This is a genomic window from Streptomyces sp. NPDC058326 (assembly GCF_042879855.1).
Classification (GTDB): Bacteria; Actinomycetota; Actinomycetes; order Streptomycetales; family Streptomycetaceae; genus Streptomyces.
This window is the reverse complement of the sequence record NZ_JBHVZO010000005.1, coordinates 386754-399069: the sequence shown is the minus strand read 5'-3', so window position 1 is coordinate 399069 and position 12316 is coordinate 386754. Positions and strand designations below refer to the sequence as shown.

Here is a 12316-nt window from a genome sequence, read left to right as displayed (position 1 = left end):
CGGGGGCGGGGAGCATGAGCCGCTCCCCGCCCCCGGTCCGTGCCCAGCCCTTCGGGCTCAGTTGCAGTTGGGCTGGCACTCCTTGGTCAGCGTGCACCAGCCGCCGTTGTTGCCGAGGAAGTCGGAGAGCGAGAACGTGTTGGTCGAGCACGCGCCATAGGCGACGCCGTCGAAGTCCTGCTCCGCGATCTCCTCGATGAGCGAGATGTCACCGTCGAAGTTGTTCATGTGAATTCACATCCAATCCGGCCGCGTATATCCGATGGGCCATTCTGCGGAAAAACCTTCGGCCCATGGTTCGTCGCCCGGCTGAGCGACGAGGGAAAGCTATGCGCGCCGATAGCCAGTCCACAACCCATCGGTTGCGGGTCGGGTCACTGAAATGCGTTTCCGGTGATGTTGGGGGAGCCCTCGACGGCACCACTGAGCTGCGGCTTTGATGCCACGTGGCCGAATCCTGCCAGGGTGCTGGCAACTTGGTGCAGTTCATTTCCCAGCGGATTCGGGCGCGGTCGTATGCGCGACCGATGCACTGGATATGCGCGGCGAATAGGGGATCGAATGCGATCGGCCAATTTTCGCTCGCGATACTTTCGTAGCCGTAGGTCATCCGGTGTCACGCCCGGCCGGTCCGCACCCGGCGGGAGGGACTGGGTCGGGTTCCACGCGGAGGGAGACGATCTCGGCCGGTCCGCACCCGGCGGGAGGTGACGCACCGCCGGCAGTGTTCCTCGCGCAGGGGACCCCGGGCTCCCCGCTTCGCCCGCGCCGTCCCGGGGTCAGCCGGGCGGTGGGGCCAGGTCCCCGCGCAGCCGCCGGGTGCGGAGCGCCAGCTCCAGCTCGAAGCGGCGGTCCGGGTCGTCCAGGTCGTCGCCCCACAACTCACGGAGCTGCCTCAGGCGGTAGCGCACGGTCTGCGGGTGGACTCCGAGCCGGGCGGCCACCTCGGGAGCACCACCCCGAGTTTCCAGCCAGGCCAGCAGCGTCTCGGCGAGCCGTTGGGCGTGCGCCGGGCCGCCGGCCTCGTCCAGCCGCGCCAGCCGCCGCCGCGCCAGATCGTCGATCAGCTCACCCGCGGGCAGCAGCACCAGCGCTTCGACGTGCTCGCCGCAGTGCAGGAGCCGCCCGCGTGGCAGCAGACCCTGCTCGATCATCCCGACCGCGGCCTCCGCCCAGCGCAGTGACGTGACGGCCTCCGCCAGCGGGACCGACGGGCCGATCGCCCCGGACCAGCCGGTCACCGCCCGGTCCAGCAGCTCCGCGCGTCCGGGGGCGTCCGGGTCCGGTACGACCAGACGCGGCTGTGTGCCCTCCATGTCGAGCAGCATCTCGTCGCCCACGGCGGGGGCGACGGCCTCCTGGGCGGGGCGGAGCAGCACCGCCACCGCCACCTTCCCGGGCAGCTGCCAGCCCAGGTCGGCCGCGCGGTCGGCGAGCAGGGCGGTCGGATCCGCGCGGTGTTCGGTGAGCAGGAGATCGACGAGAAGACGCTGCAGACGCAGGCGTTCCCCGGCCTGGCGGGCGACGGCCTCGGCGTAGCCGCGTACCGACTGGGCCACCATGACGTCGAGGTACTCGAACGCGGACGCGGCGAGCTCGTACATGGCCGAGGGCGGGATGTCGACCTGCTGGCCGATCTCCGCCATACGCCGCCAGGAGAGGCGCACGCCCAGCCGGTAGATCCCCTGCAGGGAGTCCAGACTGCGCCCTTGCGAGACCTCGCCGCGGCCGAAGTCCCGGAACAGCTCCGGGAGGGCGGGCGGCCGGGGCGACCCCGTGGCCATCTGTTCCACGAAGAGCTCGAGCGCGTGCCGGATCGCCACCAGGGCCTTCAGCTCTCCGGACTCGTCGGGGAGCAGCACCAGACCCGGATACTCCCGCCGGATCGCGGCGAGGATGTCCTGTGCCAGCTCGGGGACCTGCTCCAGGGCACGGTCGGCGAACTTCTGCACACGTTCTCGTGGCACGTCGTGCCACGCTGACGACGCTTCCACGGCACCGCTCCTGTCCGGTCCCTGCACGTTCGGGCTGCGGCCTGCATGTCCCAAACTAGTCCGCACCGGAGCCTGCCGTGCTGGACGTGCCGTCCGCGGGCGGTGGGGGGAACGTGACGAGCGGCACATTCTGCGGCTCGGGTGTGGCGTCGAGAGCGGTGACGATTCCGAAGGCGGCGCCGGCGGCCAGGAGGGCGGAGGCGGCGCAGGTCAGGAAGGCGGCGAGCAGTCTGGGCATGAGGATGATCGGCCTCTCGTTGATCGAGGTCTGTCACCCAGCGCGCCGGCCCGGTCCGGCGCGGCCAGTATGGGAGGCGCATTGACAGATGGTCAAGGGCCGCCTAATTTCGCGGTCCACAGTCACTGTTACTGCCGGGTATCCCTTTTCTGCCCCGGACAGGCTGCACCCCGTGTGTGTGCCCCCTTCCCACACGGCCCACGAGCCCCCGCACGTCGCGCCCGTATCGGAGTACCCACATGCGTCGCTCACTATCGCCTTTTTCCCTGGTCCTGCTGGGGTTCGGAGTCTTCCTGCTGGTCCTCACCCAGCTGCTTGTCTGGTACGTGGAGCCGCGTGCCAAACGGACCCCGACCGACGTGGACTCCACGACGGTCTTCACCGGTCGGGGCAGCTACTTCGACACCGGGTCCGTCTCCACGGTGGACGGCCAGACGATCACGATCACCCGCCGGGTACTGGGGGACGTCGCGGCCGGTGAGCGCAGCGGAAAGGCCATCTGGGACGTGTCGACCCAGATCGACACACCGAAGACGCGGCCGCTGCGCGACCCGCGGAAGTCCCTGCAGTGGACCACCGAGCGCTGGGTCACCGACCGCCGGACGAACCTGCCGGTGCGTTGCTGCGAGGAGAAGCCCGCGTTCGAGGGCGAGGCCTATCTGAAGTTCCCGTTCGACGTCGAGAAGCGCGCCTACTCCTGGTGGGACAGCACCCTGGGCGCCGCCGTGCCGCTGGAGTTCCAGGAGGTCACCCGGGTGAACGGCCGCGAGGGCTACCGGTTCACCGGCAGCGTCGAGGCCACCGCGACCGGCACCCGGCTGGTGCCCGGCGTGCTGGTGGGCAGCTCGAAACCCGGCCAGGTGCCGGCGGAGGAGTGGTACTCCAACGCGAGGATCGAGCTGACCGTGGACCAGCGCACGGGGCGGATCATGAACGCGCTGATCGCGCCGAAGAAGACGCTGCGGGCCCCGGGTTCACCGAAGGACGCCGTCACCCTGCTGGCCAGCGACCGGCTGGAGTTCACCGACGGGACGCGGCGCGAGCAGGTCGAGCTGGCCTCCGCGGACAGCGGCCGGCTGAAGCTGCTCGGTGAGACCGCGCCCCTCTGGGGAGGCCTCGCGGGCGGTCTGCTGGCCGTCGCCGGCACCGTGCTGCTGATCCGCGGCTCCCGGCGGGCCGAACACTCAACGGAGTGAGGAAAACGGGGCTGCCCAAAGTCCCGAAATTGTCATCCGGGTGAGTAGCCGGAACGAATCCCTGAACGAAGACTGATGTTACCCCGCGGTAAGGCGAACGTTTCCGCCTGGAGGCTGCCACGCCCGGCAGCCCCCCACCGCGGCACCCGCAGTGCCCGCCACACCTTCAGTACGAGCCAGCCCAGCGCTTCATCCCCGGAAGCCCGGCACACCCTCATGCGTATTCCACCCGCAGCCGCCGAGTTGGAGCACCCCTATGCCCCAGCGCTCGTCCGCTCTGGCCCCGGGCCAGAAGGACTCCCGTTCCGTCCCCGCGCAAGCCCGCACCGGCAGCCACGTCACCGGACCGCTCGCCCCCGACCCGCACGACGCGTCCTTCGCGGCGCCCGCGCCGCGTCGGATCACCTTCCTCGCCCGTCGTGACCTGGCCAACGAGGCCGCCGGCGGTTCAGAACTCCTCATCGACCGGATAGCCGAAGGTCTGACCGCCGGCGGCCACGAGGTCACGCTCGTGTGCGGCGGCCCGGCCGCCGCACGTGACTACCGGGTCGTCTCCGCGGGCGGCGACGCGAGTCACTTCCCCCGTGCCAAGGCGACCTTCGCCCGCGAGGTCGGCACCTGCGACCTGCTGGTCGAAGTGTGCAACGGCATGCCGTACCTGGCGCCGCTGTGGCACCGCGGAGCAACGTTGTGTCTGGTCAACCACGTGCACACGGATCTCTGGCAGATGCGCTACCCGGGTCCGGCGGCACGCCTCGGACGCAGACTGGAGCACTGGGCACTGACCGGTATCCACCGGGACAACCTGATGGTGGCCGTCTCCGAGTCGACCGCATCCGAACTGCGCGACATCGGCGTGGCCGCGGACCGCATCCGGATCGTCAACAACGGCGTCGAAGACCCCGGCCCCCTGCTGCCCGAGGCGAGGGAACCGCTGTTCCTGGCCGTCGGCCGGCTGGTCGAGTACAAACGCATCGACCTGCTCCTCCGCCTGTGGGAGCGGGTGCGCCCCGTCACCGGCGGCCGACTCGTCATCGTGGGTGACGGCCCCGAAAGGGAACGGCTCGAAGCCATGGCGGGCCCCGGCGTGACGTTCGCCGGCCGGGTGTCGGAAGCCGAGAAGCACCGGCTGATGTGCGAGGCCTGGCTGCTGCTGCACCCCTCCCTCGTCGAGGGCTGGGGCCTTGTCGTCACCGAGGCGGCCGCGCGGGCCACCCCCGCGATCGGATTCGACATACCCGGCCTGCGTGACTCCGTCGAGGACGGCAGGACCGGGGTCCTCGCCCGGGGCGAGAGTTCGTTCGCCGCCGCGTGGTGCACCCTGTCCCTCAGTTCCGAGCGGCGCGCGGTCATGGGGCGTGCCGCCGCCCACCGAGCCCAGCGCTTCCGCTGGAGCGCGACGGTCCGTCAGTTCCAGGCCGTCGCCGCCGAGGCCGCGGCCCGCGCCGCGACCCCGGGACGCGGCGGGAGCGGCCGTGGCTGAGACCACCGACCGCTGCTTCAAGGATCCCTCGCTGAGGCGATCGGCCGCCCTCTTCCGGGCGTTCATGAGCGAACCCCGCGATCCCGAGCGGTGCTACACCCTGCTGGCCCGTGACTCGGTCGCACAGGTGGCACGCCATGTCGACCTGACCGGCAAGATCGTCGTCGACATCGGCGGCGGCAGCGGCCACTTCACGGAGGAGTTCCGCCGCCGTGGCGCGCAGAGCTACCTCTTCGAGCCCGACCCGCGGGAGTTGAGCGCCCGCGGCGCCGTCACCGAGGACGCGGTCCTCGCCGACGGATATCTGCTGCCGCTCGCCGACGGCGCCGCGGACGTGTGCTTCTCCTCCAACGTGCTTGAGCACGTGGCGGACCCGCAGACGTTCATCAGCGAGATGGCACGGGTCACCCGCCCCGGCGGACTGATCTACCTGTCGTTCACCAACTGGCTCTCGCCCTGGGGAGGCCACGAGACCGCGCCGTGGCACTACCTCGGAGCGGACCGGGCCCGCGCGCGGTACGAACGGCGCACCGGCCGGGCGGCCAAACACACGCTCGGCGACAACCTCTTCCCCGTCCACATCGGTTCCACCCTGCGGCACGTCCGCGGTCGCGACGACGTGCAGGTCGTGACAGCGCGGTCACGCTATTGGCCGTTCCTCGCGAGCACGATCACCCGGGTGCCGGGACTCCGCGAGATCGCCACCTGGAATCTGCTGCTGATTCTCAGGCGAAGCCCATGAGCATGCGAAGCGAGGAACGGTCATGACCACTGTGGTCCAGGCGCCCCCCCGGGTGCCGCAGCCCGGCCCGACGCCGCCGGACGCGTCCGGCGAGCCGCGCGGACGACGTCTCTTGTTCGGCTTCTGGGCCGTCGTCCTTGTGGCGTTCCTCGCGGTGTCGCCCGGGAAGATGACGTTCGAGACCAAACTCGGCGTCGCCCTCGACCCCTGGCGCTTCCTCGGCGACCTCGGTTCGCTGTGGAACGGGAACGTCGGCCTCGGCGGCATAGCCAACCAGTACGTCGGCTACGCCTTCCCGGCGCTTCCCTACTACGCCCTCATGGACCTGCTGCAGGTCCCGGTCTGGCTGGCCGAACGGCTCTGGCTCTCGGTCATCGTGACCGCCGCCTTCTGGGGCGCGCTCAGGCTCACCGAGCGGCTGCGCGTGGGTACGCCCGCGACCCGGGTCCTCGGCGCCGTGGTCTACGCGCTCTGGCCCACCTTCACGATCGTCATCGGGTCGACCTCCGCCGCCGCGCTGCCCGGCGCTCTGCTGCCCTGGGTGCTGCTGCCGCTGACCTCGGCGGCGCTGAGCCCCCGGAAGGCCGCCGCCCGTTCGGCCCTGCTGATCCCCTTCATGGGCGGCGTGAACGCCGCTTCGACACTGGCCGCGCTGCTGCCCGTGGGCCTGTACCTCCTCAGCCGCCCGCCCGGCCGGCGCCGCCGCGCACTCCTCGGCTGGTGGGCACCGGGTGTCGTGCTCGCCACCGTCTGGTGGGTGGTGCCCCTGCTCCTGCTCGGCAGATACGGCGAGAACTTCATGCCGTACGTCGAGCAGGCCGACACCACCACCGCCACCATGTCCGCGACCGAGCTGCTCCGGGGCGCCGGCAACTGGGTGGCCTATCTGAACTTCGGTGAGGCGTGGCTGCCGGCCGGCTGGACCGTCGCGACCTCCGTCGTCACCGTCCTCGGCTCGGCGTTCGCCGCGGCCCTCGGCCTCGCGGGCCTGGCCCGGCGGGACCTGCCGGAGCGCCGCTGGCTGCTGCTGACCGTCCTGGCCGTCGTCCTGATCGCCCTCGCCGGGTACGGCGGAGCCTTCGGCGGTCCGTTCCACGGTGCCGTCCAGGACTGGCTGAACGGTCCGCTGAAGCCCTTCCGCAACATCTACAAGTTCCAGCCGGGACTGGCCCTCGCGCTCACCCTCGGCCTGGCCCATCTGACAGCCGTACTGTCCGAGAGCAGGGGTTCTCGCGCGCTCCGCGGCCGCCGCTGGGTGCCCGCGACGGCGGCGGTGCTGGTCCTGCCGGGTCTCGCGCTCCCGTACGTCAACGGATCGATCCTCCAGCCCGGGGCGTTCACCAAGCTCCCCACCCACTGGGAGCAGGCCGCCGGCTGGCTCGAGAAGAACGCCCCGAACAGCCGGGCACTGGTCGTCCCCGCGACGGCGCACGGCATCTACACCTGGGGTTCCCCCATCGACCAGCCCTTCGACGTCCTGGCCGACACCCCCTGGGCGCAGCGGGACTTCGTCCCCTTCGGCACCCCCGGAGCACGCCGTATGACGGACGCCGTCGAGCAGGCGCTGCTGTCCGGCACCGAGGTCCCGGGCCTCCGGGCGTACCTCGCACGGGCCGGCATGCACGAGGTGGTCGTCCGCAACGACCTCGACCCCGACCAGATCGGCTACGTCCCGCCGCAGACGGTGAAGCGGACCCTGGAATCGTCCGGCTACCGCAAGGCCACCGGGTTCGGCCCGCTGGTGACCGGTGGACGCATAGCGGCCGACACCCCGCTCCAGGTGCAGGGGCTCTATCCGCGGCTCCAGGCCGTGGAGATCTACCAGCCGCAAGGCCAGGACGCGCGGCCCGGCAGGGTCGGTGTCACGGCCGTGGCCGACACGGCCCTGGTCAGTGGTGGGCCCGAGGCGCTGCTCCAGCTGTCCGCCGACGCCTCGATGGCCGGGCGACCGGCCGTACTGGCAGGGGACAGGCTTCCCCAGGGCGTCGTCGCACCGGTGAAGGCGGTCGCGGACGGTCTGCGCCGGGCCGACACCCGGTTCGGCCTGGTCAACAACAACACCTCGTACACCTACACCGCGGACGAGCGGAACCACTCCGGCAGCATGCAGAACCCGGGTGAGAACCCGAAGCAGATCCTGCCGTCGGAGGGCGCCGACCATCAGACGACGGCGGTGCTGCGCGGCGCCAAGGCCGTGACGGCATCCACCAGCGGCAACTGGCTGTTCCACCTGCCGCAGTACGACCCGGTGAACGCCTTCGACGGCAACCCGGACACCGCGTGGGCCGAGGGCAGCCCGGGCAAGCCGGTCGGACAGTGGCTCCGCGTGGACTTCTCCCGGCCGACCGACATCCCGGCCTCCCTCCAGCTGACACCCCTGCCCGGCGACGCCATGCGCGCGGCGCCCACCCAGGTGCGGATCGAGACCGACCGTGGTTCGGCCGACAGCCCCCTGCAGACGAACGGCCTGCCGCAGACCGTCAAGGCTCCCGCCGGCGAGGCCTCCTGGATGAGGATCACCGTCCTCGCCGCGCAGCAGGCGCGCCCGAGCCTCTCCGGGGCGGGATTCTCCGAGGTGTCGATTCCGGACGTGCAGGTGACGCGCATGCTGGTGCTGCCCGCCGACGCGGCGGACACCGACGCGGCGGCGACCGTGTACTCCCTGCACCGTGGCACCGACGCGGGAGGACTGTCTCCCGCCTCGGCCGAGGTGGGACTGCACCGGCAGTTCAGCACCAAGGAATCGGGCGAGTACCAGGTGTCGGCGCGAGCCGTCGCCGTGCCCGGCGGCGCACTGGACGAACTGCTCGACCGCGCGGCCCCCGGATCGAAGAACCGGCTGACCGCCGCCGTGGACTCCACGAGCCGCAACGGCGCGTCGCTCGGCGCCCGCAACCTGGTCGACGGTGATCTGACGACCGCCTGGATCGCGGGCGACCGGCCGGTCGTCCACCTGAGCTGGCCCGGGAAGAAGAAGATCGACGAGATCATCCTCGCGGCGGCGGGCGGAGTGTCCTCCCGGCCCGAGCAGGTGATGATCAGCTCCCCGTACGGCGCCGCGGTGGCCGACGTGGACGAGAACGGACGCGCCCACTTCCCGGAGATCGAGACGGACCGGCTCGACATCACGATCACCAGGGTCGCGCCTCTCACCGTCCACAACCCGGTGGCCGGCGCGCAGGTGCAGCTGCCGGTCGGGCTGAGCGAGGTGCACGTCCCCGCCCTGGCCGATCTGCGGGTGCCGCGGCCGAAGCCGTCCGCGCGCTTCTCGCTGCCGTGCGGCGAGGGCCCGGACCTCGCCGTCGGCGGTGTCCTGCACAAGACGAAGGCCTCCGGACTCGTCCGGGACCTCACAGAGCGGCGCCCCGTCACCGTCACCCTCTGCGCGGGCGAGGAGAAGGACGGCACCCTGGAGCTTCCTTCCGGCGACCACGAGGTGGAGGCGGCCGACGCGGGCCCGCTGGCGATCACCGGCGTCACGCTGACCCGCGGCACCCCGCGGGCGCTGGAGGGAGCGGTGGGCCGTGAGGCCACCGTCACCCGGTGGACCGACGACCACCGGACCGTCTCGGTGTCGGCGGGCGCCGGCGAGGCCGCCTATCTGCGGACCCACGAGAACGCCAACGACGGCTGGAAGGCGACCCTGGACGGCACGGAGCTCGAGCCGGTACGCCTCGACGGCTGGCAGCAGGCCTGGGTGATCCCGGCCGGCGCGTCCGGCACGGTGACCATGGAGTTCGAGCCCTCCGGGTCGTACCGGGCAGCCCTGATCGGCGGTGCGTTCACCCTGGCCGCCCTGGCGGCCCTGGCCTTCGCGGGCCGCCGGCGCGAGGACCACGGCGCCGAGGAGCGGCTGCCCGAACCGGCGGCCCCGGGGATGCTGCTCGGCACCCTGGCGCTGACCGCGGTCGTCGCGGTGGCGGCGGGGCCGCTGGCCCTGGTCGTGCCCGTGCTCGCCGTGGCGTCGCGGTTCCGGCCGGGCGTGCTGATGCCGACAGCGGCGGCGGCAATGGCCGGCGCCGGGCTCGTCGCGGCCCTCGGCGCCGGGGAACCGGTCGCCGACGGGGCGGGAGCGTTCAGCGGTCTGGCGCAGGTGCTCACCCTTGTGGCTCTGTCCGCCGCGCTGGTGACGGCGGTACGGCCGACGGCCGCGCCCGCAGGACGCGGGGACGACGACGGGCGTGAAGACGACGACGGGCGTGGAGGTGACGGAAGTTCGCCGGAAGCGGGACCGGTGGTCACGGCAAGGCCGCGCAGCACCGACGGCGGGCACCGGCCCGAGACGCCCCTCTGGCGGCCGGAAGGCGGTGGCCCCTCGTGACAGCACCATGGACCGCCGCCGGGAGGGGGACCGCCACCCCTCCCGGCGGGGTCCGGATTCCCTTTCCGACCGTCGACGAGGTGTCGCGCCACTGCCTCAGCGACGACGAACCGGAGACCGTGCACATCGAGGTCCACCTGCCCGGAACGCTGGATCCGGAACGGCTCCGGGCCGCGTTCCGGGGGGCGCTCCTCGCACACCCCCGGGTGCTGGCACGCGAGGTACCGGACCGTGGGCACCGGCGGTCCTTCGCCTGGGAGCTGACCGGTCGGCCGGACACGGATCCGGTGCGCATCGCGGCGCCGGGACCCGACGCCCTGGCGCGGGCCCGGTCCCGGGCCCTGACGGAGTGCCCGCCGCTCACCCTGTCGCCGCCGATGCGCCTGGAAGTTGTCCGGGTGGACGAGGGAACCGGGGGACAGGAGCCGTCGGCGGTGCCTTCCGGCACCGGGACCGTGCTGCTGCTGACGACGCATCACACGGCTCTCGACGCGCCGTCGGGGCTGCGGGTGCTCGCCACGACCGCCGAACAGTACGGCGGCACGGCAGCCCTCCCGATAGCCGGGCGGGTCCGGCCGGGGCGCTCGGGTCCGGCTGTGAGCGGGACCGGCGGCACCGGCCGCACCCTCCGGGCGCGACCCGTACGGGTCGCGCCGGACTCCCGGCCCGGCCCGGTACGCGCCCGCGCCGTGGGCAACGGCATGGTGCAGACGGACCTGCCCCTTCCGGGGCGTGCGGCGCGGAACGGGGACCTACCGCCCTGGACCGTCAACGACCAGCTCCTGGTCGCCGCCTCGCTGACGGTGGGCCGCTGGAATGTCTCACGAGGCCGGCCGGCCGGGCCGGTGCGGATCACGATGCCCGTCGACGACCGTCCGCGCGGCGCGGAGATGCCGATGGGCAACGGGACCCGGCTCGTCGAGGTGGCCATGGCCCCCGAGGACCCGCGCGACACGGAGCTGTTGCTCGGTGAGGAGCCGGACCCGGAGGCCGTGGCCCGGCTGCTGCGCACCACCGCACGGCGCACCCGTGCGCTGAAGTCGGCCCAGGGCGCCCCCATGGGCGCCGGGGCGAGTCTGCTGACCGCACCGCTGCTGCCGGTCGGTGTCCGGGGAGTGCTCACCCGTGGCGCACGGCGAGCGGCGGCGTCCTGGACGTCGACGGCGCTGGTCACCAACATCGGACGCGTGCCGTACGCACTGGACTTCGGCGACGCCGGCCGGGCGACGGCCGTGTGGTTCTCCGCACCGGCGCGGATGCCGCGCGGGCTGAGCGTGGCCGCGGCCTCCACCGGCGGGCGACTGCATGTGTCGCTGCGCTGGTCGCGGGCGCTGCTGGGTGACGCGGCCGGTGCGGAACTGGCGGATCTGTTCGCGGAGTCGCTGTCGACGACGTCTCTCACCGCGGACGGGGGCGTCTCGGCGGTGGGCGCCTCGGCCGAGGACGCCGCCGAGATCCCGGACGGGCCGTACCGCCGCGACACACCGCGCCCGGACACGACGACGGCGGGGACCCGCTCCCCCCAGGACAACCACAAGAGGCCGTCATGACCCGCTCAGCCACCGGCTCGGCAGCAACCGGCACGTCGCCCGAGGCGGCGGTGACGTCGCCGGGCCGGCGCGTCCCCGGGCTGCGGGACTTCTACGAGAACCCCACCGTTCCCGTCGCCTCCGGGGAGGCACGGACACTGCGGCAGGCCCGGATGCTGGCCGAGGCGCTCGGACCCGTGGGGCCCGGCTGCCCGGCCGCGACCGTCCTCGACGTGGGCTGCGGGGACGGCTCGGCGGGCGCGACCGCCGCACGCGTGCTCGACGGGCACCGCGTCGTGGGGATCGACTGGTCGCAGGACGCCCTGCGCCGGGCGGCGCCCCGCCTGAGCGAGGTCGTCCGCGGCGAACTGACCGGCGGCGGGCTGCCGTTCGCCTCCGGCAGTGCCGACGCCGTGCTGTTCAGCGAGGTCGTCGAGCACCTCGTCGACCCCGACAGCGCCCTCGACGAACTGCACAGGGTCCTGCGACCCGGCGGGCACCTCATGCTCTCGACGCCGAACCTCGCCGCCTGGTACAACCGCGCGCTGCTGCTCGCCGGCGTCCAGCCGGTGTTCTCGGAGGTGAGTCTGCGCCGCATCCACGGCCGGCCGGGCAGCGAGGTCGTGGGCCACCTCCGGCTGTACACGGCGCGTGCGCTCCGCGCCTTCGTGGCGGCGTCCGGGTTCGAGGTGGTGAAGGTCGCCGGTGCGCCGTTCCACGGAGTCCCGCGCCCGCTCCGTCCCCTGGACCGGCTGGCTTGTGGGGTGCCGTCGCTCGCCTCCATCCTGCTCGTGCACGCGAGAAGGGTGTGAC

General features: G+C 72.6%; 9 protein-coding genes. 6 read left to right on the top strand and 3 right to left on the bottom strand.

Annotation, left to right across the window (positions count from 1 at the left end; genetic code table 11):
- Positions 1-57: 57 nt before the first annotated feature.
- The 3 genes from ACFVYX_RS13240 to ACFVYX_RS13230 form a co-directional block, all read right to left on the bottom strand.
- On the bottom strand, positions 58-228 hold the full coding sequence (locus ACFVYX_RS13240; protein WP_389681435.1) for a plantaricin C family lantibiotic: 171 nt from the start codon (positions 226-228) through the stop codon (positions 58-60).
- A gap of 551 nt (positions 229-779) precedes the next feature.
- Entirely contained in the window at positions 780-1967 is a 1188-nt protein-coding gene (locus tag ACFVYX_RS13235; RefSeq protein WP_389681434.1) for a PucR family transcriptional regulator, read from the bottom strand.
- A gap of 82 nt (positions 1968-2049) precedes the next feature.
- A complete protein-coding gene (locus ACFVYX_RS13230) occupies positions 2050-2232 on the bottom strand; it encodes a hypothetical protein (RefSeq protein ID WP_389681433.1) in 183 nt (60 codons plus the stop codon).
- A gap of 239 nt (positions 2233-2471) precedes the next feature.
- On the opposite strand from ACFVYX_RS13230, the gene ACFVYX_RS13225 reads away from it, so the two are divergent.
- The 6 genes from ACFVYX_RS13225 to ACFVYX_RS13200 all read left to right on the top strand — a co-directional run bounded on the left by ACFVYX_RS13225 (position 2472) and on the right by ACFVYX_RS13200 (position 12315).
- On the top strand, positions 2472-3428 hold the full coding sequence (locus ACFVYX_RS13225) for a DUF3068 domain-containing protein (RefSeq protein WP_389681432.1): 957 nt from the start codon (positions 2472-2474) through the stop codon (positions 3426-3428).
- 256 nt (positions 3429-3684) lie between these two features.
- Positions 3685-4911 carry a glycosyltransferase family 4 protein gene (locus ACFVYX_RS13220; protein ID WP_389681431.1) on the top strand — a complete coding sequence of 409 codons (1227 nt, stop codon included), beginning with the start codon at positions 3685-3687 and terminating at the stop codon, positions 4909-4911.
- A gap of 64 nt (positions 4912-4975) precedes the next feature.
- Positions 4976-5653: a class I SAM-dependent methyltransferase gene (locus tag ACFVYX_RS13215; protein ID WP_389681545.1), complete on the top strand. Its 678-nt coding sequence runs from the start codon at positions 4976-4978 to the stop codon at positions 5651-5653.
- Between the two features lie 22 nt (positions 5654-5675).
- A complete protein-coding gene (locus ACFVYX_RS13210; RefSeq protein ID WP_389681430.1) occupies positions 5676-9974 on the top strand; it encodes an alpha-(1->3)-arabinofuranosyltransferase family protein in 4299 nt (1432 codons plus the stop codon).
- A complete protein-coding gene (locus tag ACFVYX_RS13205; protein WP_389681429.1) occupies positions 9971-11524 on the top strand; it encodes a condensation protein in 1554 nt (517 codons plus the stop codon). The genes ACFVYX_RS13210 and ACFVYX_RS13205 overlap by 4 nt, the downstream gene beginning before the upstream one ends.
- Positions 11521-12315 (top strand): class I SAM-dependent methyltransferase, encoded by a 795-nt coding sequence (locus tag ACFVYX_RS13200; RefSeq protein ID WP_389681428.1) that lies wholly within the window; start codon positions 11521-11523, stop codon positions 12313-12315. The genes ACFVYX_RS13205 and ACFVYX_RS13200 overlap by 4 nt, the downstream gene beginning before the upstream one ends.
- The last annotated feature ends 1 nt before the right edge of the window (position 12316 follow it).

Bases quoted from the DNA above. Each gene is read 5' to 3' on its own strand.
- ACFVYX_RS13220 (WP_389681431.1), top strand. From the start codon at position 3,685: ATGCCCCAGCGCTCGTCCGCTCTGGCCCCGGGCCAGAAGGACTCCCGT.
- ACFVYX_RS13215 (WP_389681545.1), top strand. From the start codon at position 4,976: ATGAGCGAACCCCGCGATCCCGAGCGGTGCTACACCCTGCTGGCCCGT.
- ACFVYX_RS13230 (WP_389681433.1), bottom strand. From the start codon at position 2,232: ATGCCCAGACTGCTCGCCGCCTTCCTGACCTGCGCCGCCTCCGCCCTC.
- ACFVYX_RS13200 (WP_389681428.1), top strand. From the start codon at position 11,521: ATGACCCGCTCAGCCACCGGCTCGGCAGCAACCGGCACGTCGCCCGAG.
- ACFVYX_RS13240 (WP_389681435.1), bottom strand. From the start codon at position 228: ATGAACAACTTCGACGGTGACATCTCGCTCATCGAGGAGATCGCGGAG.
- ACFVYX_RS13210 (WP_389681430.1), top strand. From the start codon at position 5,676: ATGACCACTGTGGTCCAGGCGCCCCCCCGGGTGCCGCAGCCCGGCCCG.
- ACFVYX_RS13225 (WP_389681432.1), top strand. From the start codon at position 2,472: ATGCGTCGCTCACTATCGCCTTTTTCCCTGGTCCTGCTGGGGTTCGGA.